This window comes from Aminobacter sp. SR38 (assembly GCF_014843375.1).
In the GTDB taxonomy this organism is placed as follows: domain Bacteria; phylum Pseudomonadota; class Alphaproteobacteria; order Rhizobiales; family Rhizobiaceae; genus Aminobacter; species Aminobacter ciceronei.
This window is the reverse complement of sequence record NZ_CP062112.1, coordinates 776,739-801,985: the sequence shown is the minus strand read 5'-3', so window position 1 is coordinate 801,985 and position 25,247 is coordinate 776,739. Positions and strand designations below refer to the sequence as shown.

Here is a 25,247-nt window from a genome sequence, read left to right as displayed (position 1 = left end):
TCCGAATTCCGAGGCGCCACAATGTCAAACGATCCCGTTTCAGGCCGTATCGGCCGCACCTATCACGAGTCGGACAGCTGGTTTGAAGCCAGGCCCATGCCGGCGTCCGGCAGCCCCAACGTCATCTATGTCATTCTCGACGATGTCGGTTTTGCCGACCTGGGCTGCTTCGGTTCGGAGATCCGCACGCCCAATTTCGACCGGCTCGCCCAACAGGGGCTGCGCTACAGCAATTTCCACACCACCACCATGTGCTCGCCGACGCGGGCCAGCCTGCTGACCGGGCGCAACCATCATGCCGTCGGCATGCGCTGCCTGGCCAACTTCGATTTCGGCTACCGCAACGGCCGCGGCTCGATCTCGCATCGGGCAGCGACGGTCGCCGAAATGCTCGGAAGCGCCGGCTACGCCAATTTTGCCGTCGGCAAGTGGCACGTCGCGCAGACCGACGAGATCACCGCGGTCGGGCCGTTCGACCAATGGCCGCTCGGCCGCGGCTTTCATCGCTTCTACGGTTTCATGAACGGCAGCACCGACCAGTATTATCCCGAGCTGGTCGAGGACAATCACCCGGTTACCCAGCCGAAATCAGCCGAGGAAGGTTACCACCTCACCGCCGATCTGGTGGACAAGGCGATGGCGATGCTCGGTGCCCATGTCTCGCTCGCACCTGATACGCCGTTCTTCCTCAACCTCGCCTTTTCGGCAGGGCATTTTCCCCATCAGGTGCCCAGGGCCTATATGGACCGCTATGACGGCGTCTGGGACTGCGGCTGGGACGTCATCAGGCAGCGGCGGCTCGAACGGCAGAAGGCGATGGGCCTGGTGCCTGAAAATACCGAATTGCCGCCCGACGCCCCCGGCGTCGAGAACTGGGACCTGCTTTCGGCCGACCGGAAGCGCGTCGCCGTCAGGCTGCAGCAGGCCTATGCCGGTTTCCTCGAATACACCGACGAGCAACTGGGCCGGCTGCTCGATTTCCTCGAGACGACAGGCAAGCTTGATAACACGCTGATCGTCGTCATCTCCGACAATGGCGCGTCCATCGACTGCGGACCAGAGGGCACGACCAACGTGCTCAGGCGCTTCAACCAGATCCCGGAATCCTTCGAACGCAATTTGGCTGAGATCGACGAGATCGGCGGCCCCAGGAGCAACAGCAACTACCCCTGGGGCTGGGCCCAGGCCAGCAATACGCCGCTGCGCCTGTTCAAATCCTTCACCCATGGCGGCGGCGTGCGTGACCCGATGATCGTGTCATGGCCCCGGCGCATCGCCGACAAGGGGGCCATCCGCCATCAGTTCCACCACGTCGTCGACATCACGCCGACGGTGCTCGAGGTCTGCGGCGTCGCGGCCCCCGAAATCTACCGAGGTGTCGGCCAGATGCCGGTGCACGGCACCAGCTTTGCCTACACCTTCGATGCGCCCGACGCGGAGACGCGCAAGGACGTGCAATATTTCGAGATGTTCGGCCACCGCGGCATCTGGCACAAGGGCTGGAAGGCCGTCACCAAGCACCGGCGCGGCGACGACTTCGAACTCGACGACTGGGAGCTCTACAAGCTCGACGAGGATTTCAACGAGACCCGCGATCTGGCGAGCGAGAACCCGGCCAAGCTCCGCGAAATGACGGAACGCTGGTGGGCGGAAGCCGGCCGCTACGACGTCATGCCGCTCGACGACCGCGAGGTTCGTTTCCGCGCCAAGGCGAAGCCTGATTCCATCCGTTCGCGCAGCCGCTACGTCTTTTATCCGCAGCTCGAATCGATCCCGTCATCGGCAGCACCCCTGACCCAGGACACATCGCACCGGATCACCGCCGAAGTGACAATCGATCCGCAGTCCGAAGGCACGCTGGTCAGCTACGGCAACAATGGCAGCGGTTATGTGCTCTACCTCAAGGATGGCAGGCTCCACTACAGCTACAACCATGTTGGCGAGATCACGCGCCTGGTGTCGGTGCCGCTGACCACGTCAGGCGCGATTTCCCTCGGTTTCGAGTACCGCAAAACAGGTCTGCTCAAGGGCATCGGTACCCTTCTCGTCAACGGAGAGCGGCAAGCCGGCGAGCGTGAGCACCAGACCCTGCTGCGCATTGCGCTGGCGCCGATGTTCATCGGCCGCAGCGGCTTGCCGCCTGTCTGCGACGGCATCGACGGCGAATTCCGCTTCACCGGCACATTGCACCGGCTGGTGATCGAACTCGGCGATGACCGCGAGATCGTGCCGCCAAGCGGCGAAATCGACTGACGCTCCATCTTCTTGTTTTTGCGTAATTACCCAGGGCAAGCCGCTGCGCGGATTTTCCTGGGATTGCTCCTGGGCACTGCCTAGTCGGCGGCGTTCTGCGGGCTGCGCAGGCCTTTGTTCTCGAACACCTCGACCATCGCCTTCATCAGTCCGCTATGGGCGGGCAGCCGGTCCATGCCCTGGCGGAAGACGAAGCCCAGATCGTACTGGAAGATCTCCTTGTCGGTCTTGAGCACCTTCAGGCCTTGTCCGATCGGGCTGCCGGCCACCATCGTCGACTCGAAGAACAGATAGTCGCCAGAGCGCGCCAGCTCGGCGCAGGTGAAGAGCGAGCTGGTCTCGAGCAAATAGCGGGCAGGGGGCGCTCCCCGTTCCTTCAGCCAGTCTGACAGCATCTTCAGCACGTCCCGGTTCAGGTTGAACGAGACGAACGGGTATTTGACCAGCTCCATCGGGTCGACCGGGCCCTCCACCTTGGCGAGCGGGTGATGCTCGGCGCACATGATGCCGATCTGTGCCTTGGCGACCCGGCGCGAGGTGAAGCCGGGCAGCCGGCTCTTGGCAATGACAGCACCGGCAAAGATGTCGACCCGCCCAAGCCGCAAATCCTCGATCAGCTGGTCGACCGGTCCGGTCTGCACCGACAGCCGATGCCTGGGAAAACGCCGGTGAAAGCGTGACGCCGCCGGCGGCAGGATCGTCGACGACCAGACCGGACCGGCCGCGACCCTGATGGTGGCGTCCTGCTCGGACAGGAGATTGCGGATCTCCTGCACCGCATGCTCGTATTCGAGCCCGATGATCTGCGCCCTGTTGAAAAAGGCCTGCCCGGTCGGCGTCAGGTCGGCGCCGCTGGAATGGCGTTCGAACAGGCGCGTGCCGAGCATCTCCTCCAGCCGCTTGACATTCTTGGAGAGCGCCGGCTGCGAGATGCGCAAGCGCTTGGCCGCCTTCGATATTCCCTTGTCTTCGGCGACGGTGACGAAGTGCTTGAGCAGCGTCAAATTGGGGACTTCGAACGACATGGCGGGTGCCTGCCTCATAACCTATTGGAATTACCTTCAAGCCTAAATGTATTGGCTCCTGATGGAGCTTTGTCAAATAATCCTGTTATCGCCCGGAGCTGAAGTCACCAGCTGAAGCTCCTGCTATCACCAGGAAACGCCGCGATGTCGTGTTGTTCACCCGTCCGGGTAAGCGAGCCGCAACTGGCCCCTTCACACGAGGCCAGGCCAGCCGCTCGCAAGGCTGATCTCTACGGCATGTCGGCTGTCCCCGCCGGCATCTGGTGCATCGGCCATGATGGTCCCGAGGCCTATGCCGAGGATCGCGAGGGGCCCCGGCGGATGGTCGCGAGCCCCGGCTTCCTGATCGACAGGACGGCAGTGACCAACAGCGCCTTCGCCCGTTTCGTGGCTGCGACCAACTATGTCACCGAGGCGGAGCGGATCGGCTGGTCCTTCGTCTTCTACGCTCAGCTTCATCCCAGCGCCGAAAAGGATGTGCTTGAGCTCGAGACCGGATCGCCGGAATGGTGGCTGCCGGTGCGCGGCGCGAACTGGTCGAGGCCCGACGGCGCCGGCACCGACTGGCGCGACCGCGACGACCATCCGGTCGTGCATATTTCCTGGAACGACGCCGTTGCCTACGCGCTCTGGAGCGGCAAGCGGCTGCCGAGCGAGAGCGAATGGGAGATCGCCGCCAGAGGCGGGCTCGAAGACAGGATCTATCCCTGGGGCAACGAGCTGCTGGAGCAGGGCAGGCACCGCTGCAACATCTGGCAGGGGCGTTTCCCCCGGGAGAATACGGCCGAGGACGGCTTCCTCTCGACCGCGCCTGCCGATGCCTTCGAGCCCAATGGCTACGGCCTGTTCAACATGGTCGGCAATGTCTGGGAATGGACGTCGGACAGCTGGTCGCAGAGCCAGCCCCAGCTGAAAGCGATGCGCGGCGGCTCCTATCTCTGCCACCGCAGCCACTGCAATCGTTATCGCGTCTCGGCGCGCACCTCCAACGCCGTCGATGCCGCCTCGAGCCACCTTGGCTTTCGATGCTCGGCCGACATGCCGGCGCCATCAGCCGGCTCCTTCTGATTTCGAGGAACTGCAATGAAACATGACAAGTTTCCGGGCCATGTCGGCCGCACCGTCGCCGAGTCGACGCCCTGGTGGCCGACGAGCCGCAACCACAAGCAGCAGAAACCCAACATCGTGGTTGTCGTGCTTGACGACACCGGCTGGGCCGATTTCGGCTGCTTCGGCTCGGAGATCAACACGCCGACAATCGACCGGCTGGCGGCGCGCGGGCTGCGCTACACCAATTTTCACGTCACGCCGCTCTGCTCGCCGACGCGCACTTGCCTGCTGACGGGACGCAACCATCACGCCGTCGGCATGCGGTTTCTGTCCGATACCGACACCGGCTTCCCCAATTCGCGCGGCTCAATCGACCGCGACGTGGCGCTTTTGCCGGCCATGCTGCGCGAACAGGGTTATGGCAGCTATCTCGTCGGCAAGTGGCACCTGACGCCGTCGCATGAGATTTCGCCGGCCGGACCCTATCACAACTGGCCGCTCGGCCGCGGCTTCGACCGGTTCTATGGCTTCCTTCCCGGCTGCACCGACCAGATGACGCCCGAGCTGTGCGAGGACAACCACCAGGTCGATCGCGAATTTCCCGAGAATTATCACCTCACCGAGGACCTGGTCGACCGGGCGATTTCTTACGTCCGCGACCACACCGTGTTCCGCGACGAGGAACCATTCTTCCTGCAACTGGCCTTCGGTGCCACGCACGCGCCGTTCCAGGCGCCGCGGTCCTTCATCGAACCCTATGTCGACGTCTTCGCCAAGGGCTGGGACGCGACGCGCCAGGACCGGCTGCTGCGCCAGAAGGCGCTTGGCATCGCACCTGAAGAGACCGAACTTGCGCCGCGCAACGAGGAGGTTTCGGCCTGGAACACGCTCTCCGACGATCAGAAACTGCTCTACACCCATCTTCAGGCGGCCTATGCCGGCTTCCTTGAGCACACCGACCTGCATCTCGGCCGCCTTGTAGATGAGCTCGCAAGATTGGGTGAACTCGACAACACGCTGATCATCGTGCTCTCCGACAATGGCGCCAGCCGCGAAGGCGGCAAGGATGGTGCCGTCGACACCAACGCACCCTATAGCGGACTGCCGCAGAGTGTCGACGAACAGCTCAAGCGCCTCGACCAGATCGGCACCCGTCACGGCGGCGCGCACTATCCGCAAGGCTGGGCCATGGCGGGCAACACGCCCTTTCGCCGCTACAAGCAGCATGTCGATCTTGGCGGCGTGCGCTCGCCGATGGTGGTGTCGTGGCCCGGTGGCATCGCCGCGACAGGCGAAGTCAGGACGCAGTTCTCGCATGTCATCGACCTCGCGCCGACAATCATGTCGCTTGCCGGCCTCGACCATCCGTTGCCTTGTGACGGCCGCAGCCTCGCATCGACCTTTGCCGATGCCGATGCACCGGCGCCGCGGTCCACGCAATATTGGGAGAACCTCGGTCATCGCGCGATATGGCATGAAGGCTGGCGGGCGGTCACCGAGCATCGCCAGGGCGATGCCTATGAAGACGACGACTGGCGGCTCTACGACACCGAAGGCGATTTTTCGGAATCGCAGGATTGCGCCGGACAGGAGCCGGACCTGCTCAAGGAAATGATCGGCCGCTGGTGGCAGGAAGCCGAGGCCAACAATGTGCTGCCGCTCGACGACCGGACGCTGGTGCAATTGCTGCGCGCCCGGCCGCCCATCGGACTGATGTCGCGCGACAGGTTGGTCTTCCGCCCGGGTCAGAGCCATGTGCCGATCAGCAGCATGATCGCGGGTTCGGAACGATCCATGGTCGTCACTGCATCGTTTCGCGATCGCGCCGCCGGCGAAGATGGCGTGCTGGTATCGAGTGGCGACGCGCAAGGCGGCTACGTGCTCTATGTCATGGACGGGCGCCTGAGCTTCGAACATGTGCAACTCGGCCATCGTGTCGTCTGCGTCGCCGATGCCGTCCTGCCCTCGGGAACATGCGAGGCCGGATTTGCTCTCCACAACCGAAACGGCCATTCTGCCGAAATCGTCTTGCTGCATGGCCGCCGGAGGGTAGGGGCGGCACGTATCCCGGTAACCGCCGCACATCTGTCGTTCTGGGGCATCGATGTCGGCACGGATGCGGCGGACAGGGTCTCCAGCGCCTATCCCGCCGACTTCGCTTACCCAAAGCGGTCGTTCGAGACCTTGACCATAGACTTCCTCGACCAGCCGCTGATCGAGGACGTCGCAGAAGCAATGGAAAGCACCGAGTGATATGGCACAAGTCGAAGTTCTGATCGATGTCGATACCGGTGTCGATGACGCGCTGGCGCTGTCATTTGCGGCACTGCACCCTGATATCAACCTGCGGGCGGTGACCTGCGTTGCCGGCAATGCCTCGCTCGACAACGTCTACCGCAACACCCGTGCCGTCCTTTCCATTGCCGGCGCGGGACAAGTTCCCGTCGCCCGCGGCGCCTCGCGTCCGTTGATCGCCGCCCCGCGCGACGCCGCCCATGTCCACGGCCATAACGGTCTTGCCGGGCTGGAGCTCGCCGTTCCTGAAGCGGGCGGCAGCGACATCCATGCGGTCGAGCTCATGCGCCGGGAGATACTGGCCAGCCCGACACCGCCGACGCTGATCGCGCTGGCACCGCTGACCAATGTGGCGCTGCTGCTGCGCATGTATCCTGAGGTGGCGGCCCGGCTTGCGCGGATCGTCTTCATGGGCGGCAGCGCCAGCATAGGCAATGCCACGCCGGTCGCCGAATTCAACAGCTGGGCCGACCCGGAAGCGGTGGCGATCGTCGTCGACAGCGGCATTCCGACTGTCATGTACGGGCTCGACGTCTTCTACAGCGCGGCCGTGTCGGAGGATGATGTTGCGGCACTCGAAAGCTCGAGCCGGCCGGTGGCGCAGTTGTGCGCCAAGCTGTTCCGGCACATGGCGGTCAAGGATTCCGACCAGAAACGCATCCCTGCCGGCACCATTGCAGCCCTGGGCGATGCCGGCACGGTCTGCGCCGTTGTCGACCCCGCCGGCCTGACGACGCACAGGTTCCCGGTCAGCGTCTGCACGGATGGATCGCGCTCGCGCGGCCAGACGATCGTCGACCGTCGGTCCCATCGCGGCGAATCCGAGCTGAATGGCGCAAGCCTGGGGCAACCTGTCGATGTCGCGCTTTCGGTCGATGGCGAACGTTATGCGCAGCTGTTCCGGCGGACGATCCTGGGCAGCTCTGGAGGCTGACGGTGCAGACGGTCGGCGCAATCCCCGTGTCAGGGCAATGGCCGGTGCCGGCGCCGGCCCCGCGATCTCATGACATGGAGCGCTGCGAGGTTTCATCCTCACTGCGTTCTGTGACGACCGCATCGAAGCTGCTGCTTTCGGCGAACAGGACGGAGCGCAGTCTGCCCATCTTGCTCGTGTCGATGACGAGGATATTGCGGCTGGCCGTGGCCATGACCTTTCGCTTTATCTCGGCCTCGTGGAAATGTGCGCAGGTCGCGCCTCGCGCCCAGTCGAAACCGGCGGCCGACAACAAGGCCACGTTGATGCCGAGCGATGCGATGGTGGCCAGTGCCTCTGGGCCGAAGAAGGTGGCCGAAGCGGGATAATAGACGCCGCCGAGCATGACGAGCGTCACATTCGGTTTGTGTGCCAGCCGCTCGGCAACATTGAGCGCGTAACAGACAACGGTAAGCGGCATGTCGTTGGGGATGAGGTCGACCAATTCGATGAGGGTGGTGCCGCAGTCGATGAAGATGGTCTCTTCGGCCCTGACGTAACGCAGGGCGGCTTCACAGGCGCGTCGTTTGGCATCGCGCTGCTGATCGGCCGCCATATCAAGAGTGTAGGAGTTCTCCGGTTCGAACAGGCCGCGCGGCACGACATAACCGCCGAGATAGCCCAGTTGGTCCGGATTCTGCTGGATGTCGCGACGCACTGTCATTTCGGAGACGTCGAGGAGTTTCGCGACGGCGCTGATGTGCAGCGCCCGGCCCTGTGCCAGCTCCGCCTGGAGGCGCTCCATGCGCTGCGCTTTTGCTGAGCCGGCTTTCGCCACGGGAGACTCCCATCGTTGAATGTCAGAGACGTAACAAGTTGCTCCAGGCAGTACAAGTTTGCAGGATATCGTCAGATTTTTTGTGAGAATTATAACATGTCTATGTTGACATTATCACAGATATGATGCCCTTTTCAGTCTCGGCGGCTCCATGATCGTGCTCTCGATCGAAGCACAACCATCGTGGTGGCCGCTTGTCCGGTAGCGCTTTGATGGATCTTGTCGTGGGATTGGCAATGGAAATGAATGAGGGCAGCGGCGCGGTCATGCGCGTGGTGCGTGCTGCGTCAGATGCCGATGTCGGCCTGCCGCGCAATCCCGGCATGGCGCTGGATCTTGGCTTTCTGGAATCGATGCGTTGCGTCAACCGCTCGGCACTGGAGCGGCGGGTCGGTTCGCTGACCAAGCGTCGCTCGATCAAGGCCGACAACCAGGCGGCCTGGCTGCTCAGGTCGATTTCGCTGATGGATCTGACGACGCTCAATTCCAACGACACCGACGAGCGTGTGCGCCGGCTCTGCGCCAAGGCGCTGAACCCGCTGCGCCGCGACCTGACCGAGGCGCTGGGACTGGGTGAGGTGCTGATCCGGCCGGCGGCGGTCTGCGTCTATCATCCGTTCGTCGCCACCGCCGTGGAAGTGGTGAAGGGTTCGGGTATCCATGTCGCTGCGGTGTCGACGGCCTTTCCGCATGGCCTGGCGCCCCTGTCGACACGTCTTGCCGAGATCGAGGCGTCGGTATCGGACGGCGCCGACGAGATCGACGTCGTCATCCCGCGCGGACTGGTATTCGGTGCCAGGTGGCAGGAGCTCTATGACGAGATCAGGCAGATGCGTGCTGCCTGCGGCGAGGCGCATCTCAAGGTCATCCTGGGCACCGGCGATCTGGCGACTTTGCGCAATGTCACGCTGGCCTCGATGGTGGCGATGATGGCGGGTGCCGACTTCATCAAGACCTCGACCGGCAAGGAAAGCGTCAATGCGACGCTGCCCGTCGGCCTCGCCATGGTCAGGGCCATCCGCGCCTATCACGAGCAGACCGGCTACCTCATCGGCTTCAAGCCGGCCGGCGGCATCTCGACGGCAAAAGTCTCGCTCGACTGGCTGGTGCTGATGAAGGAAGAACTCGGCCGGCCCTGGCTCGAACCGGAGCTGTTCCGCTTCGGCGCCTCGAGCCTTTTGACCGACATCGAGCGCCAGCTCGAACACCACATCAGCGGCCGCTACTCGGCCAACCACCGCCACGCCATGGCGTGAGACGATGGGCGCGAAAGCAATCGCCGTGGAGCTTCTTCGCACTCCCCTCTGGCCTACCGGCCATCTCCCCCGCAAGGGGGGAGATTGGCAGCTTCGCCGCTCACACCTTTCCTCCAACCTCGATGATTGGCGGCGACGTCAGCGCAGGCTGATCTCCCCCCTTGCGGGGGAGATGGCCGCCCCTTTGACAAATATGGGGCCAGAGGGGGGTGCGAAGGATCGCCGACCTCGCAACGAATTGCTGGGAACATTCCAATGAACATTCTCGAACGATACCACGCCATGGATTATGCCCCAGCCCCCGAGGCCCGCTCAGAAGCCGATGCCTGGCTTGGGGCCCGCGATTTCTCGAAGGCGCTGTTCATCGCAGGCGACTGGCGCGCCGGCATTGACGGCAAGAGCTTCGACACATCCGATCCCTCAACCGGCAAGCTTCTGGCCAAGGTGTCGGACGCCTCTGCCGCCGACATCGAGACGGCGGTGGCCGCGGCCCGCAAGGCGCTGCCGAAGTGGAGTGCTGCCTCGGGTTATGAGCGCGCAAAAGTGCTTTATGCCATCGGCCGCGCCATGCAGCGCCACCAGCGCCTGTTTGCGGTGCTGGAAAGCCTCGACAACGGCAAGCCGATCCGCGAGAGCCGCGACATCGACGTGCCGCTGGCGATCCGCCACTTCATCCACCATGCCGGCTGGGCCCAGTCGCTGGACAAGGAATTCCCAGGCCGCAAGCCAGCCGGTGTCGTCGGCCAGATCATCCCGTGGAACTTTCCGCTGCTGATGCTGGCCTGGAAGATCGCACCCGCTCTTGCCACCGGCTGCACCGTTGTCCTGAAGCCGGCCGAGTTCACGCCGCTGACGGCCATTCTCTTCGCCGAGATCTGCGAACGCGCCGGTGTGCCCAAGGGCGTGGTCAACATCGTCCAGGGCGGACCCGAGGCAGGGGTGGCGATCGTCAACCATCCCGGCATCGACAAGATCGCGTTTACCGGCTCGTCGGAGGTCGGCAAGATCATCCGCAAGGCAACTGCGGGCTCTGGCAAGAAGCTGTCGCTGGAACTCGGCGGCAAGTCGGCCTTCATTGTCTTCGAAGACGCCGATCTCGACAGCGCCGTCGAGGGACTTGTCGACGGCATCTGGTTCAACCAGGGCCAGGTCTGCTGTGCCGGCTCGCGGCTTCTGGTGCAGGAGAGCGTAGCCGAAGCCTTCATCGCCAAGGTCAAGACACGGATGAGCCGCCTGCGGGTCGGTTCTCCGCTCGACAAGAACACCGACATCGGCCCGCTGGTCGACAAGACCCAGCTCGACCGCGTCAGGCGCCTTGTCGAGGAAGGTGCAAGACAGGGTGCCGTCTGCTGGCAGCCCGACCAGGATGTGCCATCATCAGGCTATTATCACCTGCCGACCTTGGCGACGGGTGTTGCGCCCGCCAACATCCTTGCCCAGGAAGAGGTGTTCGGTCCGGTGCTCGCCACCATGAGCTTCCGCAACACCGAAGAGGCGGTCGAACTCGCCAACAACACCCGTTATGGCCTTGCCGCCTCGGTGTGGAGCGAAAACGTCAATCTTGCCTTGCATGTCGCCCCGCAGCTCAAGGCCGGCGTGGTCTGGATCAACGGCACCAACATGTTCGATGCTGCCTGCGGCTTCGGCGGCTACCGCGAGAGTGGCTTCGGCCGCGAAGGCGGCAGGGAAGGGCTGGAGGAATATCTGGCGCCGAGCGAGCCGCATGGCCCGGTCATCAAACAGGCTGCGGCACCGAAGCAGGCCGCCCGCGACACCAGCGAGAACCAGGCCATCGACCGCACCGCAAAACTGTTCATCGCAGGCAAGCAGGTGCGCCCCGACGGCAACTATTCGCTGCCGGTTCTGACGCCGAAGGGCAAGCTTGCGGGCGAGGTCGGCTTGGGCAGCCGCAAGGACATCCGCGATGCGGTCTCGGCGGCGCGCGCCTGCAAGGCCTGGCCGGAGGCGACCGCCTACAACAGGGCGCAGGTGCTTTATTACCTCGCCGAGAACCTGTCGGGCCGTACCGAAGAGTTCGCGACCCGCATCGCCGAACTGACCGGTGCCAGCCACAAGGCGGCCAAGGCAGAAGTCGAGGCCTCGATCGAGCGGCTGTTCTACTACGCCGGCATGGCCGACAAGTTCGAGGGCAGGGTGCACCAGCCGCCGGCGCGCACCGTCACGCTTGCCCTGCATGAACCTGTCGGCGTCATCGGCATCGTCGCCCCTGACGATTCACCGCTGCTCGGCCTGATCTCGCTGCTCGCCCCGGCACTTGCCATGGGCAACACCACGGTCGTGGTGCCGTCCTCCACCGCCCCGCTCGTCGCCACCGACCTCTACCAGGTCCTCGAGTATTCAGACGTCCCTGCCGGTGCGATCAACATCGTCACCGGGCATACGGCGGAGCTTGCGGCGGTGCTTGCCAAACATGACGACGTCGACGGCCTCTGGGTCGTCGCCGAGGCCGAGATCTGCGCCAAAGCGGAGGCGGAATCGACAGGCAATCTCAAGCGCGTCTGGACCGGCCACGGCCGCAGCCTCGACTGGCCGACCGCCCAGGGCGAAGCCTTCCTCCGCCGTGCCGTCGAGATCAAGAACGTCTGGGTCCCCTACGGCGACTGAGGGGAGTGAGGCAGTAGGGGAGTAGGGCAGTGGAACAACAATTCTGCCTTACTGCCTTATTCCCCTACTGCCCTAATCCCGCAATTCACGAGAGCACGCCTTCATGAAAATCTACCTTGCCGGCCCCGAAGTCTTCCTGCCCAATGCGCGCGAGGTGCTTGATCGCAAGATCGAATTGACCAGGCGCTACGGCTTCGTTCCGGTCTCTCCCGGCGATCTCGAAGTGCCGGCGACCGATACCAAAAGGGCGAAAGGGCTTGCCATCAGCTCGATCAACGAACGCCTGATGATGAGCGCCGACATGATCATCGCCAATCTGACGCCATTCCGTGGCATCGCGGCGGACATCGGTACGGCATTCGAACTCGGCTTCATGTGCGCCCGCGGCTGCCCCGCCTATGCGTTTTCCAATGTGCTTGGCGATCACTATGCTCGGGTAGCTGTGCTCTATGACGGGCACATTAAGGCCGACGCCCAGGGCAGGCCGCGGGGGCCGGATGGACTGGCCGTCGAAGATTTCGAGATGATCGACAATCTCATGCTCGACGGCGGCATAGAGGCGCGTGGCGGCACGATCGTGACGCGCGAGGTTGCGGCAGAGAGGCTGTACACCGACCATCAGGCGTTCGAGCAATGCCTGCGGCTGGCGGCGGCCAGATTCCTGCACTGAAGTCTGCGTTGAAACTGGGAGGTATTCTGATGGCTCGTGCCGATATCGTCGTGCTTGGAACCTTTGTCGCCGACCTGGCCTTCAAGGCCGAGCGCCTGCCCGTCGTGGGCGAGACGCTGCTTGGCCAGGGTTTTGCCATGGGGCCGGGCGGCAAGGGCTCCAACCAGGTGATCGCAGCTGCACGGGCTGGCGCGCGTTCCGCCATGATCACCCGTGTCGGGCAGGATTCCTTCGGTGACATGGCCAGGCAGACCTGGTCGCAGGATGGGGTTGATACCTCGCATGTGCTGATCGACGAGGCCGCTCCGACGGGGGCGGCGTTCATCTTCGTCTCCTTGAGGACGGGCGACAACGCGATCATCATCGAGAGCGGTGCTGCGGCCAATCTGAGCCCCGCCGATGTCCGCGCCGCGGAAGGGCTAATCAGCGGCGCCAGGGTCTTCGTCACCCAGTTCGAGCAGCCCATCGAGACGGCCATCGAAGGGCTTCGCCTGGCACGCGGCCATGGCGTCACCACCATCCTCAACCCGGCGCCGGCGCTGTCGGTCGACGACGCCATCTACGTCAATTGCGATTTCGTCACCCCCAACGAAACCGAGGCCGCGACATTGACCGGGATCGACACGGCAACGGACGAGGGCGCCCTGCAGGCGGCAGCCAGCCTGGTCAGGCGTGGCGCCCGCAATGCGCTCATCACACTGGGTGCCAAGGGCGCGCTGCTGCACGGCGAGGCCGGCACGCATTTCGTCCCGGCTTTCAAGGTAACCAAGGTCGTCGACACGACGGGGGCGGGAGACGCGTTCAACGGCGGCTTCGCCGTTGCGATTGCCGAAGGCCGCAACCCGGTCGATGCCGTGCGGTTCGGCGCGGCGGTCGCGGCACTCTCGGTGCAGAAGCCGGGCACCGCACCGTCCATGCCGACGCGGGCGGACATCGAAGCCTTCATCCGCGCCAACGGCTAGGGCCGATCCCGCCATCGTCGGTGCTCCGGTAGGGCGGACGGAAGGCAGGCGGGTGGAAGAACGAGCAGGCGTTCTGAACCGTCTGTACGCTGCCGCAAGGTCACGGCATGGATCCTAGGTGTTTAGTCCCGGCATTTGATGGGTTGGATTAACCCGAAACCGTTTTGGCTCTTTTTCCCAGATTTTGCAGATGAACTCATAGGGTGTGAGGCCCTTGAGGGTCTTGAGCCTGCGCGCGAAGTTGTAGGCTGAGATGAAGTCGGCGAGGTGCCGACGCAGTTGATCGTGGTCGTCATAATGGAAGCGCTTGACGGTTGCCTCCTTGATGGTTCGGTTCATCCGCTCGACTTGGCCATTGGTCCAAGGATGGTTGATCTTTGTGAGCCGGTGCTTGATGCCATGCTTGTCGCAAATGTCATCGAAGACGTGCTGAGGGGCGTGCTGATCGCAGGTCCGATTGGTGAACTGGATGCCGTTGTCGGTTAGAATGGTGTGGATGGCATAGGGCACGGCCGCAATCAGATCTTGAAGGAACTGGACCATCAACATCTTGCCCGCCGTCTCGTGCAATTGCGCATAAGCAAACTTGGACGTTCGATCTATGGCAACGAAGAGACGCAGCTTACCCTCGGCGGTCTGCACCTCGGCGATATCGATGTGGAAATAGCCGATCGGATAGGCTTCGAACTTCTTCTTGGCCGGTTTGTCGGCGTCCACCTCCGGCAGTCTCGAAATGCCGTGGCGTTGAAGGCAACGATGCAAGGACGAACGCGTCAGGTGTGGGATCGTCGGCTGCAGGGCATAGAGGCAATCATCCAGCGGCAGCTGCGTATGCTTGCGAAAGGCGACGATGGCTGCTTCCTCTTCGAGGGACAGCACCGTCGATCTTGGTTTGCTTGGGCCGGTCGGAAGATCGGCAGTCGAGGTTCGGTGCCGCCACTTCGCAACCGTCTTCGGATCGATGCCATAGCGCTTGGCGAGCTTCTTCAGGCTCTCTTGACTATTTTGTATTGCTCGACGGACTGCCTCTGTCGTCGTGGCGCGACCGTGTAGAATCTGTCCCATAGCGCATCCTTCCATTCGGAAGAAAACATCGCACCATTAAAGCTCGGGATCAAACACCTAGGGTCTCCGCGACGGAGCTGCGCTCCTGCTCCGCCCTAGGATGACGAAGGGGTGGGGCCCGAGGTCAGCTAACAATGGCGGCGATTGGCAGGGAGCTCCCAGCGATGATCAGCGGTTGCCGCAAACGCCTGCTAAATACCAGCCTGAAGCCTGCCAAGCGCCAACCGTGGTGATTAGCCGAAAACCTATGTGACGTCGTCATCCTAGGGCGAAGCAGGAGCGCAGCTCCGTCGCGGAGACCCTAGGATCCATGCCGTGACCTCGCGGCAGCGCGCAGACGGTTCGGAACGTGTGCACTTTCTGCACCCTGCATAACCTTCGTCACCCTCACGGCATGGATGCTCGGGCCAAGCCTCTGGGATGACGAATTGGAGAGCCCGCGCTCGGCAATCATCACCACCAAGCCTGCGACGCCTCGCTCAATCCTTCCTGAAGACGATCCGTCCGAGCCAACCGGTGAGCATGGCGAGGCCGATGGCGAAGAGGCCGTAGCCGAAGCCGTGGTCGGTGGCGAAGCGAAAGATGGTCTGCTCGAAGCCCGACTTGACGATGGCCAGCTGGGCCGAGGTTTCCTTGATGAAGATGCCGTTGCGAAACAGGAAGGCACGCGCCTTGTGGGTGCCGACCGGCACGTTGGGGGCAAGGTGCAGCGTGGCGCGGAACAGGCTCTGCGACAGGAACTGCACGCCGCCGATATTGTCGGAGTAGAGCCCGGTCGCCAGCTTGCGCTCGCGCAGCGCCTCGGTGAACTCCTGGATGGTCAGCGGGCTGTCGCGCTTGTCCTCGGGCTCCATGTAGATGTTGTTGGCGCCCAGTGAGAGCTGGCGGTAGTTGTTGGGATCGGTGATGTCCTGCGGCTGGCGGGTGGTCGCCACCGAATAGGACATCGGCACGTTGACGAAGGTCTCGGACTGGGTGTTGATCCACATGCCGAGCACGCGGCTCTTGCGCCGCACCACCACCGGCCGCGCCGGACCCTCGAGCACGACATAGACGTCGTAGCGGCCCTGGCGGTTGATCAGCGGGTCGGCGTTTTCGAGCGCCCCGAAGATGGTGAGGTCGGCACCGGCGAAGTCGGCGGTGATGGCGACGCGGTCGGTCGAGAGCCCGATCTGGATGCTTTCGGGATGCGCCGGCTCCTGGGCGCGGGCCGGAAGGGCTGCCGCCAGCATCAGGGCTGCGAGACACGTAGCGACCCGCATCACAAAAGCCCGCTCACGCCGGTCAGCGAATAGAGGTTCTGCGGCTTGACGAACAGGTCGAAGCCGAGGCGCAAGGCGACCGCCAGCACCAGCAGCGCAAGCAGGGCGCGCAGCTGTTCGCCGCGCAGCTTCTGGCCGGCCTTGGCGCCATATTGGGCACCGGCGACGCCGCCGACCATCAAGACCAGCGCCAGGATGATGTCGACGGTCTGGTTGGTCGAGGAGTGCACCAGGGTGGTGAAGGCCGAGACGACGACGATCTGGAACAGCGAGGTGCCGACGACGACGTTGGTCGGCACCTTGAGCAGGTAGATCAGCGCCGGCACCATGATGAAGCCGCCGCCGACGCCCATGATGGCGGAGAGGAAGCCGATGCCGGCGCCGATGCCGAGCACCGGGATGACCGAGACGAACAGCTTTGAGGTGCGGAAGCGCATCTTGAAGGGCAGCCGGTGGATCCAGTTGTGCTGGCCCGACTTCTTCAAGGCCGGCGGCACGCCGCCCTTGGTGAGGCGCAGCGCATTGACGCTTTCGATCAGCATCAGCCCGCCGACGGTGCCCAAGAAGACGACGTAGAGCAGCGAGATGAACAGGTCGAGCTGGCCTATGGCGCGCAGCAGCGCAAAGACGAAGCCGCCGGCCGCCGAGCCGGCGATACCGCCGATTAAAAGCACCGTGCCGAGCTTGAAGTCGAGCGTGCCGCGCTTGAGATGGGCGAGCGCACCCGAAAAGGACGAGGCGATGACCTGGTTGGCGCCGGTGGCGACAGCGATGGCGGGCGGGATGTTGTAGAAGATCAGAAGCGGCGTGATCAGGAAACCGCCGCCGACCCCGAACATACCAGACAGGAAGCCGACCGCCGCACCCATCGCAAGGAGCACGAACACATTGACCGACATCTCAGCAATCGGGAGATAAATGCCCACCCGCGATACTTCTCATGAAATGGCTGCTCGGGGTTCGGCTGGAAGCCCGCTACTTATGGCTGCTAGGCCTGTTCGGCTTGTCGCGGACCACCTCGAAGCGGCATGTCGGCGGACATCGCCTTGCTCAGCGTGGCGGGGCCGGGGCCGCGCATATAGTGCCGTTCCGGGTGATACCGTTCGCGCATGCAGGCGCCGAGCAATTCGGCGAAGATCCTCTTCAGGACGATCAGTTTGTGAAGCGATGGCATCGGACTTTGTCGATCAGTTTGGGTCGATCAGTTGGGTCGATCGGTTGAGAGTGGGGACACGCTATCAGCATCGAGGGTGCATCACGCATAGCGACTGGGACTAACGGTATTCCAGGAAGGAATGGGAACCGGGAGAAAAGGCCGGTGCCTGGGGTGGCGGCTTGCCCTGGGGTACAGATGGACAGGTTGAGGACACCACCAACAGGCAGACCGACAAAAAGGCGCAGCGATGATCGTCAGGGCGGCGAAGCTGCTATGAACGAGGTCAAGATGATTCTCCGTGCTGCCCGATGACCGCCACCGCTCTCGACATCCTCAAGACCGTCTACGGCTATGATGCGTTCAGGGGACCGCAGGCGCGGATCGTCGAGCATGTCATTGCAGGCAACAATGCCTTCGTGCTGATGCCGACGGGCGGCGGCAAGTCGCTCTGCTATCAGATTCCCGCGATCGTCCGTCCCGGCATGGGGCTCGTCGTCTCGCCGCTGCTGGCGCTGATGGCCGACCAGGTGGCAGCGCTCAGGCAGGCAGGGGTGCGGGCGGCCGGGCTGAACTCCGACCTGTCGCCCGACGACCGCCGCGCGCTGTGGCGCGATATCCGCTCCGGTGCGCTCGACCTGCTCTATGTCTCGCCTGAAACCTTGCTGCGGCCCGATGTGCTGGAGTTGCTGGAGAGCGTGAAGCTGTCGCTGATCGCCATCGATGAGGCGCACTGCCTGTCGCAGTGGGGGCACGACTTCCGTCCGTCCTATCGCCAGCTCGATGCCATCGTCTCGCGCTTTGCCGGCACCCCGCGCATGGCGCTGACCGCAACCGCCGATGAGCCGACGCGCGCGGAAATCCTGTCGCATCTCGAAATCGATGAGGTCGACGCCTTCATCGCCGGTTTCGACCGGCCCAACATCCGCTACGCCATCGAGGAAAAGGACAATCCGCGCGCCCAACTCAAGGAGTTCCTCAAGCGCTACGAGGGCGAAAGCGGCATCGTCTATTGCCTGTCGAAACGCCGGACCGAAGAGACCGCCGCCTGGCTCAAGGGCCTCGGCTATGATGCGCTGGCCTATCACGCCGGCATGGACAAGGCGGCGCGCGAGGCCAACCAGATGCGCTTCCAGCATGGCGAGGCGGTGATCATGGTCGCCACCGTCGCCTTCGGCATGGGCATCGACAAGCCGGATGTGCGCTTCGTCGCCCATATCGACCTGCCCGGCAGCATCGAGGCCTATTATCAGGAGACCGGTCGCGCCGGCCGTGACGGCCTGCCGTCCGACACGCTGATGCTCTATGGCTATGACGATATCGCGCTGCGCAGCCGCTTCATCGAGGAGTCGGATGCACCCGACCAGCGCAAGCGCATGGAGCGGCAGAAGCTCGATGCGCTTTTGGGCCTGGCCGAGACGGCAAGCTGCCGGCGGCAGGTTTTGCTGTCCTATTTCGGCGACGAGTGCGAACCGTGCGGCAATTGCGACACCTGTGCCGAGCCGCCGAAATTGTTCGACGGTGCCATTTCGGCGCAAAAAGCGCTGTCCTGCATCTACCGCACCGGCGAGCGTTTCGGGCAGGCCTATGTCGTCGACGTGCTTCTGGGCGTCGACAACGAGCGCACCGCCCAGTTCGGCCATGACAGGATTTCCACCTTCGGCATCGGCACCGAACATGACAACCGCACCTGGCGGGCGATCCTGCGCCAGCTGATCGCGCTGCGCCTCGTCGACGTCGATCTCGCTGGCCATGGCGGCCTGTCGATTGCATCAGCCGGCCGCGAATTCCTGCGCGACAAGCCAACGCTGATGCTGCGCGTGCCGGCTCCAGTGCGCGCCAGGCGCGGCAAGGTCGCGCGCAGCGCGGCCCAGGCTGCCGTCAGCGATGCGGATCAGGACCTGTTCCAGGCGCTCAGGCGGAAACGCACCGAGATCGCGCGGGCCCAGAACGTGCCGCCCTATGTCATCTTCCACGACAAGACGTTGATCGAGCTGGCCGCAGCCAGGCCGGCGTCACGCGCTGATATGGCCAACGTGCCCGGTGTCGGCGAAGCCAAGCTCGACCGCTATGGCCCCGCCTTTCTCGAGGTGATCGCCGCACACGAATGACGAGGCGGGGCTCACCCCCGCACCGTCGTCGTCATCCGCACCGCGCCGCCAAAGGTCTAGCGGTCCAGCCAGGCGGCGAGGCCGTCCAGCGTCTGCAGCCCGTATTCGACCGCGCCGAAGCCGATGACCTCCTGACGCCGCTTGGCGCTGGGGTGGAGCTGGCGCATGGTCAGCACGGTCTTGCCGTCGCTCTGTTCGTCGAAGGTCACCGTGACGCGGAAACGGTCGGGATCCTCTGAAGCGGGCGTGCCGTAGTCCATCACGATGCGCTCGTTCGGCACGATCTCCAGGAAGCGCATCAGGTTAGGGAAGCGCTGCTGCTTGCCCTCGAAGACGCCGACCATGTCGAAGCGCCAGAGCCCGCCCTCGCGGATATCGGCTTCGTGGCTCTCGATGGCGAGGCCGGCCGGGCCGTACCATTGCGCCAGTGCCTTGGGGTCCATCCAGGCGGCAAAGACCTTGTCGCGTGGGTGGTTGAGCAGCTTCACCAGCACGATTTCGCGGTCGAGCGACCAGGTCTCAAACAGGTTATTCATGTCCTTTTTCCTCTTCCGTCTTGTCCAGATAGGTTTCCAGCCGATCCAGCCGCTCGGCCCAGCGCCGGCGTTCCGCTTCCATCCAGTCCGCCGCCTCGTCGAAGCGCTGTGGCACCAGCCGGCACCAGCGGCTGCGCCCGCGCTTCTCGCTGACGATCAGCCCGCACTCTTCCAGCACCTTGAGATGCTGCGCGAAGGAGGGCAGGGCCATGTCGAAAGGTTCGGCCAGCGCGCTGACCGCCACTTCGCCGGCAGCCAGCCGCGACACCACCGCGCGGCGGGTCGGGTCGCTGAGCGCGTGAAAGGCAAGATCGAGTGGCGTAGAATGGTAAGGCATGTGCCTTAGTAATCGAACCGAAAGCGCCGGTCAAGGAAAATAAGGTACTTGCCTTAGTATTTGCCTTCAGGTCGGCAGCGGACCGGCAGCTTCAAGCTGCGGCGACAGGAGAGACGCAACGTCTTGAGCCTGGCATATCCGTCAGCAAGGCCGGCAGACCGCTCTCCAGGGACTGAACGAAAACGGCGTCCGGTGCAGGAACCGAACGCCGTGAGAGACAGCCTGGGAGGATGCTGCCGTCAGAAGTCGGCCTGCATGCGGACAAAACCGCCGATGGCGTCGGCGTCGGGCATGTCGAAATTGTCGTAATAGCCAATCTCGGGCGAGACGGTCAGGCCGTCGACCACCTTCCAGGCGATGTTGGCGACGGCGTCGAAATTCTCCTGTGCGTCGTAGCCGAGCTGCAGGTTGAAGGTCGCCTTGTCGGTTAGCTTGGCCGCGCCGCCGCCCCAGACGGCCCAGCGCCCGCCCCAGACGCCGTAGAACTGGGAGTAGGGGTCGCTGTCGTCGGTCTTGGCGCCGGCCATTGCCCAGAGAGAGATCCTGTCGTTGACGGTTACGTCGAGCCTGAGCTTGCCGGCCCATTCCTCGGTGACGGAATCGTAGCCGACAACCGCGGTGATGCCGCCCCAGTCCCTGGCGTAGCCGCCGCCGAGCACGACGCGCGGCATGTAGCTGTCGATGACGTCGCCGTTCCAGCCGCCTTCGAGCGCAAGCGTCAGCGACAGCCCGTTGGAGCCTGCCCACTTGTAGCCGAGCATGGTGGTGGTGAACGGTCCGTAGCCGACGATGGCGTCGTTGGAGACGCCGCCGGCATAATAGGTCTGGGTGATGAACAAGGAATCGTTGACGCCGGCGAAGAAGCCGCCGAGCTCGATCATCGCCATCTCGATTTCGGCGCTCTGCACGGCGTCGGCGGCGTCGCGCTTGTGCTGGAAATTAATGTAGGCATAGGTCCGGAACGTGCCGAACTCGGTTTCGGCTCGCGCGTCGGTCTGCAGCTGGAAACGGGCGAGCGTGTAATAGGTGTCGCGGTCGCCGTCACTGTCGACATCGACGCCGAACAGCGGGCCGAAGCCGGTTTCGAGACGGAGGTAGCCGCCGACCCTGAGGCAGGTCTCTGTGCCGGGAATGTAGTGGAAGCCGGTGCCGTAGACGTCGCAGACACGGACATAGTCGACGCTTTCGGCATCGGCGGCCAGGACGGCTGACGTGCCGGAGGCAGCCAGAAGGGTGGCGCCGGCAAGCGCGGGCGCAAGTCTGTTCAATCGCATTCCAGTCCCCTCGTTTTGGTTGTCGGGCCGGCTGCAGCAGCCGGCACCGCACCTCCGGTCCTCGCCTGGTGCAACCCGAACGAAGGGTTCGCCCCCCGCGACGTGGCGAGGGAAGTGCAGGGCGGGTTCGGGACGCCACTAGTTTGTATGGGCTTATTAGGCGCGGCTTTTGTACACTAGGGGATCGCCGCTGCCTGTGACATGCCGCGAAGGCATGAAGACATATCCAGATGTAAGGTCGGCGGGACCGCCCAACCGCAGCCGTAGCGGCAGGGGACGATGACTAGAAGGATGTGCTCTCCAGTTCCTCGGCGTCGATCGACGATATGCGGAAGCCCTTGCCGCTCCTGAGCTCGCGCGGTGTCTGGCCGAAAGCCTTGCGGATATGGCGCGAGAAATGGAACGGGTCCTGGTAGCCGCATTCATAGGCGATCCGAGCGATCGGCGTGCCGCTGTTCATCAGCATGGCAGCGCCCTGCGAGGCCCTGACATGCCAGATGTAGCGGGCAGGGGTCAGCCCCATATGCTTGACGAACAGCAAGGTCAGGTGCTGTCGGCTGACGATCGCCGCCTCCGCAACATCGGCCACCGTGATCTGGGTCTTGAAATTGGCGTCGACAAAGGCTCTGGCGCGCTGCACGACATCGGGCAGGGCGCCGAGCTTTTCCTTGTCCTGCACGGCAAGGGTGAAGGAGCTGCAAAGCGCCTGACCGATGGTGTTGCGCACCTCGTTGACGCCGCTGCGCGATGATCCCCCGAGTTCCACGCCGAGCAGCATCAGCTGGTGGATGCGGTTGTCGAGCGGCACGATGTCGGGTCCGCTGCGCCAGGATTTCATGATCAGGCTCGAGACCGCCGACGGCGCAGTTTCGCACCAGGCGACGCGTGTGTGCCTGTCGCGTGGATAGAGGAAGGAAATCGGCGTGCGATTGAGGATCAGCGCCGCTTCGCCGGCATTTACCTCGAAGTCCCCATCATCGCTGCCGACCTTGGCCTGGCCCTCGAACACGGCAAGGATCTGCAGATAGGCGAGCTTCATCGGACCGAAGAAGCCGCCGTTTTCGTAAGTTTCCTCACCGAACGAGAAGGTCTGCCCGCCGGCGAAAACGATCGAACTCATGCAAGCCTCCCGGTCTGAAATCGCTGGCGGTGATGGCTCTCTAGCCCAAGGTTATCTGACATAGAGACATGTTTCTAGGTCTCAAAGTCATTCACGGTCAGCCCCCGCTTTCATATCGTCCGGCTAATGAACGGACCACAGAGGGCAGGAGCCACCATGGAATTCAAGGGTACCCCGTTTCACAGCCATTCGAGTGCGAACAATGCGACGCGCTGGTGGTACGCATGGGACCGCTACCTCGTGCCGGACATGTTCAGCGGCGTCGAGGAGGAGATTCGGGCGATCCGCACGACGGGCGCGATGATCGACATGTCGCCGCTGCCCAAGGCCGAGATTGCCGGACCAGGTGCTGCTGCCTTGCTCGATCGGCTGATTACCCGCTCGGTCGCCAGCATGGAGATCGGTCATGCCATCTACACGCCGCTCTGCGCCGAGAGCGGGCACGTCGTCTCCGACGGGCTGGTGCTGCGCATCGCCGAGAATGTCTATCGCCTGTCGGGTGACTCGGCCGTCGAATGGTGCGAGCGCCATGCAAAGGGTTTCGACGTCACGATCCGCGATGTGACCGACGAGGTCGGCATCCTGTCGCTGCAGGGGCCGAATTCGACGCTGACGCTGGAAAAGGCGACCGGCGAGAGCTGGGACAAATTCCGCTTCTCCCGCATCCGCAAGGCGATCATCGGCGGTGCCGAGGTCGACGTGGTCAGGCAGGGCTTCACCGGCGAACTTGGCTACGAGATCTGGCTGAACCGCGAGGATGGCGCCGCGGTCTGGGCAGCGGTGCGCCGGGCAGGGCAGGATTTCGGCATCGTGCCGGCGGGCGAATACGCCGCCGACATCGCCCGTGTCGAGGCCGGCATCATCCTGATCCGCGCCGACTACACCGGCGCAGGCCCGGAATTGCAGTTCGCCCATGGCGTTCTCGACGGCGAGAACCTGGTCACGCCGAGGGAGCTCGGGCTCGAACGCCTCGTCGATCTCAGCAAGAGCGACTTCGTCGGCAAGGCCGCACTCGAAGCGCAGGGTGCCAACGGTCACGCCGCCAACGGCTTTACCGGACTGGTCTTCGACACCGACGAGATCTACGCGCTCTACCGCCGCGCCAACGCGTCGCCGAACTTGTGTCCGCGCGTTCGCTGGCAGGCGATGAAGCTCGTCCGCGAGGGACGTGTCGTCGGCCGCGCCACCAGCGTCACCTGGAGCCCGACGGTCGGGGCGATCATCGGCTTCGCCTGCCTGGGCGCCGAGCTGATCGAAGTCGGGCGCACCGACATCCAGGCCGAATGGACCGACGAGACCGGGCGCGTGCTCGGGCTGGTATCGACCCGCCAGGTCGCGACACCGTTCACCGCGCTGAAGCGCTCCGCCTGAGCCTGCAAAGATGCGGCCGGAGCCCGGAAAGGGCCCGTCCGCGAACGACAAAGGGAGGAACCTTGGAAATGTCGATGCTTCGCAAAGCAACAATTGCGGTAGTCGCGGCCGTCTGCGCTGTCGCTGCCGGCTCGGCCTTCGCCGATGAGCCGACAAAGGTGAAGATTGCGCTGGTGCTCACCGGCGGCGTCGAGTCGTCATGGCAGAGCAGCCTGATTGCCGCGCTGGAGCGGGTGAAGGCGCAGAAGCCGCACGGGCTGGAGGTGGAATGGACCGTCGGCGACCCGGTGTTCGACGACGATGCCGCTGAGGCGATGCGCATCTATGCCGAAACAGGCGACTACCAGATCATCTGGGGCCACGGGCCCTATTCGGACCAGGTCGCCAAGGTCAAGGATGAGTTCCCCGACATGGCCTTTGCCGTCGTCGGCTCGGGCAACCAGCCGCTGGGCGGCAACCAGTACTGGATCTACAAGCGTGTCCACGAGGCATCCTACCTCAGCGGCATGCTGGCCGGCGGTATGAGCAAGTCGGGCTCGCTCGGCGTGGTCGGCACTTTTCCCGGCGACGACATCAATGACGAGATCAATGCCTTCTTCGCTGGCGCCCGGCAGATGCGCGCCGACATCAAGCAGCGCGTTGCCTTCGTCGAGTCCTGGTACGACCCGGGCAAAGCAGCCGAATACACCAACGCCCAGGTGGCGACCGGCATCGACGGCATCCTGCAGCTCACCGGGAACTTCGAGGCCTGCAAGCTCAACAAGATCTATTGCTTCGGCAGCAAGGCCGACGAGAACTACTTTGCCCCTGACAACGTGGTGACCAGCGCGGTCGCGCTCTGGGACCCCGACATCAACTGGGTCATTGATGAGTGGTGGAACCACGCCACCAAGGGCGAGCCGTACCAGGGCAACGCAGAGCCGCGCTGGTTTTCCGTGGCCGAAGGCGGCGTGGCGCTCGCGCCCTACCACGCGCTCGCCGAAAAGGTCCCGGACGAGCTGAAGGCGAAGGTTGCCGAAACCGAGAAATCCATTCGCGACGGCAGCTTCAAGGTGCCGCTCGATACCGCCCTGCCGGTTTCGCAATAGGCGGACCTGGGGCGCCCCGCCGGTGAGGAGAGCGGCGGGGCGC

The 25,247-nt window shown here is 63.9% G+C and carries 21 protein-coding genes; 11 read left to right on the top strand and 10 right to left on the bottom strand.

Annotation, left to right across the window (positions count from 1 at the left end; all coding sequences use genetic code 11):
- Positions 1-21: 21 nt before the first annotated feature.
- Positions 22-2,253, top strand: a complete 2,232-nt coding sequence (locus IG197_RS04000; protein ID WP_192317098.1) for an arylsulfatase — start codon at positions 22-24, stop codon at positions 2,251-2,253.
- Positions 2,254-2,333: 80 nt separating this feature from the next.
- On the opposite strand, the gene IG197_RS03995 is transcribed toward IG197_RS04000, so the two are convergent.
- Entirely contained in the window at positions 2,334-3,278 is a 945-nt protein-coding gene (locus IG197_RS03995; protein ID WP_192317096.1) for a LysR family transcriptional regulator, read from the bottom strand.
- A 237-nt stretch (positions 3,279-3,515) separates the two neighbouring features.
- On the opposite strand from IG197_RS03995, the gene IG197_RS03990 reads away from it, so the two are divergent.
- The 3 genes from IG197_RS03990 to IG197_RS03980 are packed head-to-tail and all read left to right on the top strand — an operon-like array spanning position 3,516 to position 7,557.
- Complete coding sequence (locus IG197_RS03990) at positions 3,516-4,346, top strand: formylglycine-generating enzyme family protein (protein WP_192317095.1); 831 nt, start codon at positions 3,516-3,518, stop codon at positions 4,344-4,346.
- 15 nt (positions 4,347-4,361) lie between these two features.
- Positions 4,362-6,581, top strand: a complete 2,220-nt coding sequence (locus tag IG197_RS03985; RefSeq protein WP_192317093.1) for an arylsulfatase — start codon at positions 4,362-4,364, stop codon at positions 6,579-6,581.
- Position 6,582: 1 nt separating this feature from the next.
- Positions 6,583-7,557, top strand: coding sequence for a nucleoside hydrolase (locus tag IG197_RS03980; protein ID WP_192317091.1), 975 nt, complete (start codon positions 6,583-6,585; stop codon positions 7,555-7,557).
- Between the two features lie 67 nt (positions 7,558-7,624).
- Here IG197_RS03980 and IG197_RS03975 read toward each other — a convergent pair whose 3' ends face one another.
- Positions 7,625-8,374, bottom strand: a complete 750-nt coding sequence (locus IG197_RS03975; protein ID WP_246765298.1) for a DeoR/GlpR family DNA-binding transcription regulator — start codon at positions 8,372-8,374, stop codon at positions 7,625-7,627.
- 266 nt (positions 8,375-8,640) lie between these two features.
- On the opposite strand from IG197_RS03975, the gene deoC reads away from it, so the two are divergent.
- The 4 genes from deoC to rbsK all read left to right on the top strand — a co-directional run bounded on the left by deoC (position 8,641) and on the right by rbsK (position 13,887).
- Positions 8,641-9,630 carry a deoxyribose-phosphate aldolase gene (gene deoC, locus IG197_RS03970; protein ID WP_192319555.1) on the top strand — a complete coding sequence of 330 codons (990 nt, stop codon included), beginning with the start codon at positions 8,641-8,643 and terminating at the stop codon, positions 9,628-9,630.
- A 255-nt stretch (positions 9,631-9,885) separates the two neighbouring features.
- The gene (locus tag IG197_RS03965; protein WP_192317090.1) at positions 9,886-12,255 is read left to right on the top strand and encodes an aldehyde dehydrogenase family protein; all 2,370 of its coding nucleotides are present in this window, start codon (positions 9,886-9,888) and stop codon (positions 12,253-12,255) included.
- A gap of 103 nt (positions 12,256-12,358) precedes the next feature.
- On the top strand, positions 12,359-12,925 hold the full coding sequence (locus tag IG197_RS03960) for a nucleoside 2-deoxyribosyltransferase (RefSeq protein WP_192317088.1): 567 nt from the start codon (positions 12,359-12,361) through the stop codon (positions 12,923-12,925).
- A 29-nt stretch (positions 12,926-12,954) separates the two neighbouring features.
- On the top strand, positions 12,955-13,887 hold the full coding sequence (gene rbsK, locus IG197_RS03955; RefSeq protein WP_192317086.1) for a ribokinase: 933 nt from the start codon (positions 12,955-12,957) through the stop codon (positions 13,885-13,887).
- A gap of 114 nt (positions 13,888-14,001) precedes the next feature.
- On the opposite strand, the gene IG197_RS03950 is transcribed toward rbsK, so the two are convergent.
- The 4 genes from IG197_RS03950 to IG197_RS03935 all read right to left on the bottom strand — a co-directional run bounded on the left by IG197_RS03950 (position 14,002) and on the right by IG197_RS03935 (position 17,388).
- Positions 14,002-14,952: an IS481 family transposase gene (locus IG197_RS03950; protein ID WP_192316938.1), complete on the bottom strand. Its 951-nt coding sequence runs from the start codon at positions 14,950-14,952 to the stop codon at positions 14,002-14,004.
- 479 nt (positions 14,953-15,431) lie between these two features.
- Positions 15,432-16,214 carry a TIGR02186 family protein gene (locus IG197_RS03945; protein WP_192317084.1) on the bottom strand — a complete coding sequence of 261 codons (783 nt, stop codon included), beginning with the start codon at positions 16,212-16,214 and terminating at the stop codon, positions 15,432-15,434.
- Positions 16,214-17,140, bottom strand: a complete 927-nt coding sequence (locus IG197_RS03940) for a sulfite exporter TauE/SafE family protein (RefSeq protein ID WP_067963116.1) — start codon at positions 17,138-17,140, stop codon at positions 16,214-16,216. Before IG197_RS03940 ends, IG197_RS03945 begins: the two co-directional genes overlap by 1 nt.
- A gap of 62 nt (positions 17,141-17,202) precedes the next feature.
- Entirely contained in the window at positions 17,203-17,388 is a 186-nt protein-coding gene (locus IG197_RS03935; protein ID WP_192317082.1) for a hypothetical protein, read from the bottom strand.
- A gap of 290 nt (positions 17,389-17,678) precedes the next feature.
- Between IG197_RS03935 and recQ the strand changes: the two genes are divergently transcribed.
- On the top strand, positions 17,679-19,478 hold the full coding sequence (gene recQ / locus IG197_RS03930) for a DNA helicase RecQ (RefSeq protein ID WP_192317080.1): 1,800 nt from the start codon (positions 17,679-17,681) through the stop codon (positions 19,476-19,478).
- Between the two features lie 56 nt (positions 19,479-19,534).
- Here recQ and IG197_RS03925 read toward each other — a convergent pair whose 3' ends face one another.
- The 4 genes from IG197_RS03925 to IG197_RS03910 form a co-directional block, all read right to left on the bottom strand.
- A complete protein-coding gene (locus tag IG197_RS03925) occupies positions 19,535-20,014 on the bottom strand; it encodes an SRPBCC family protein (RefSeq protein ID WP_192317078.1) in 480 nt (159 codons plus the stop codon).
- Positions 20,007-20,351, bottom strand: coding sequence for a helix-turn-helix transcriptional regulator (locus tag IG197_RS03920; protein ID WP_192317077.1), 345 nt, complete (start codon positions 20,349-20,351; stop codon positions 20,007-20,009). The genes IG197_RS03925 and IG197_RS03920 overlap by 8 nt, the downstream gene beginning before the upstream one ends.
- A 239-nt stretch (positions 20,352-20,590) precedes the next feature.
- Positions 20,591-21,625: a porin gene (locus tag IG197_RS03915; protein WP_192317075.1), complete on the bottom strand. Its 1,035-nt coding sequence runs from the start codon at positions 21,623-21,625 to the stop codon at positions 20,591-20,593.
- 283 nt (positions 21,626-21,908) lie between these two features.
- Positions 21,909-22,745: a helix-turn-helix transcriptional regulator gene (locus IG197_RS03910; protein ID WP_067963102.1), complete on the bottom strand. Its 837-nt coding sequence runs from the start codon at positions 22,743-22,745 to the stop codon at positions 21,909-21,911.
- A 156-nt stretch (positions 22,746-22,901) separates the two neighbouring features.
- On the opposite strand from IG197_RS03910, the gene IG197_RS03905 reads away from it, so the two are divergent.
- Together IG197_RS03905 and IG197_RS03900 are read left to right on the top strand one after the other, a co-directional pair.
- Complete coding sequence (locus tag IG197_RS03905) at positions 22,902-24,116, top strand: aminomethyltransferase family protein (RefSeq protein WP_192317073.1); 1,215 nt, start codon at positions 22,902-22,904, stop codon at positions 24,114-24,116.
- A gap of 74 nt (positions 24,117-24,190) precedes the next feature.
- The gene (locus tag IG197_RS03900) at positions 24,191-25,204 is read left to right on the top strand and encodes a BMP family protein (protein ID WP_246765297.1); all 1,014 of its coding nucleotides are present in this window, start codon (positions 24,191-24,193) and stop codon (positions 25,202-25,204) included.
- Positions 25,205-25,247 lie beyond the last annotated feature (43 nt).

Bases quoted from the DNA above. Each gene is read 5' to 3' on its own strand.
- IG197_RS03915 (WP_192317075.1), bottom strand. From the start codon at position 21,625: ATGCGATTGAACAGACTTGCGCCCGCGCTTGCCGGCGCCACCCTTCTG.
- deoC (WP_192319555.1), top strand. From the start codon at position 8,641: ATGCGCGTGGTGCGTGCTGCGTCAGATGCCGATGTCGGCCTGCCGCGC.
- IG197_RS03960 (WP_192317088.1), top strand. From the start codon at position 12,359: ATGAAAATCTACCTTGCCGGCCCCGAAGTCTTCCTGCCCAATGCGCGC.
- IG197_RS03965 (WP_192317090.1), top strand. From the start codon at position 9,886: ATGAACATTCTCGAACGATACCACGCCATGGATTATGCCCCAGCCCCC.
- recQ (WP_192317080.1), top strand. From the start codon at position 17,679: ATGACCGCCACCGCTCTCGACATCCTCAAGACCGTCTACGGCTATGAT.
- IG197_RS03905 (WP_192317073.1), top strand. From the start codon at position 22,902: ATGGAATTCAAGGGTACCCCGTTTCACAGCCATTCGAGTGCGAACAAT.
- IG197_RS04000 (WP_192317098.1), top strand. From the start codon at position 22: ATGTCAAACGATCCCGTTTCAGGCCGTATCGGCCGCACCTATCACGAG.
- IG197_RS03900 (WP_246765297.1), top strand. From the start codon at position 24,191: ATGCTTCGCAAAGCAACAATTGCGGTAGTCGCGGCCGTCTGCGCTGTC.
- IG197_RS03925 (WP_192317078.1), bottom strand. From the start codon at position 20,014: ATGAATAACCTGTTTGAGACCTGGTCGCTCGACCGCGAAATCGTGCTG.
- IG197_RS03920 (WP_192317077.1), bottom strand. From the start codon at position 20,351: ATGCCTTACCATTCTACGCCACTCGATCTTGCCTTTCACGCGCTCAGC.
- IG197_RS03945 (WP_192317084.1), bottom strand. From the start codon at position 16,214: ATGCGGGTCGCTACGTGTCTCGCAGCCCTGATGCTGGCGGCAGCCCTT.
- IG197_RS03995 (WP_192317096.1), bottom strand. From the start codon at position 3,278: ATGTCGTTCGAAGTCCCCAATTTGACGCTGCTCAAGCACTTCGTCACC.
- IG197_RS03980 (WP_192317091.1), top strand. From the start codon at position 6,583: ATGGCACAAGTCGAAGTTCTGATCGATGTCGATACCGGTGTCGATGAC.
- IG197_RS03950 (WP_192316938.1), bottom strand. From the start codon at position 14,952: ATGGGACAGATTCTACACGGTCGCGCCACGACGACAGAGGCAGTCCGT.
- IG197_RS03990 (WP_192317095.1), top strand. From the start codon at position 3,516: ATGTCGGCTGTCCCCGCCGGCATCTGGTGCATCGGCCATGATGGTCCC.
- rbsK (WP_192317086.1), top strand. From the start codon at position 12,955: ATGGCTCGTGCCGATATCGTCGTGCTTGGAACCTTTGTCGCCGACCTG.
- IG197_RS03985 (WP_192317093.1), top strand. From the start codon at position 4,362: ATGAAACATGACAAGTTTCCGGGCCATGTCGGCCGCACCGTCGCCGAG.
- IG197_RS03910 (WP_067963102.1), bottom strand. From the start codon at position 22,745: ATGAGTTCGATCGTTTTCGCCGGCGGGCAGACCTTCTCGTTCGGTGAG.
- IG197_RS03935 (WP_192317082.1), bottom strand. From the start codon at position 17,388: ATGCCATCGCTTCACAAACTGATCGTCCTGAAGAGGATCTTCGCCGAA.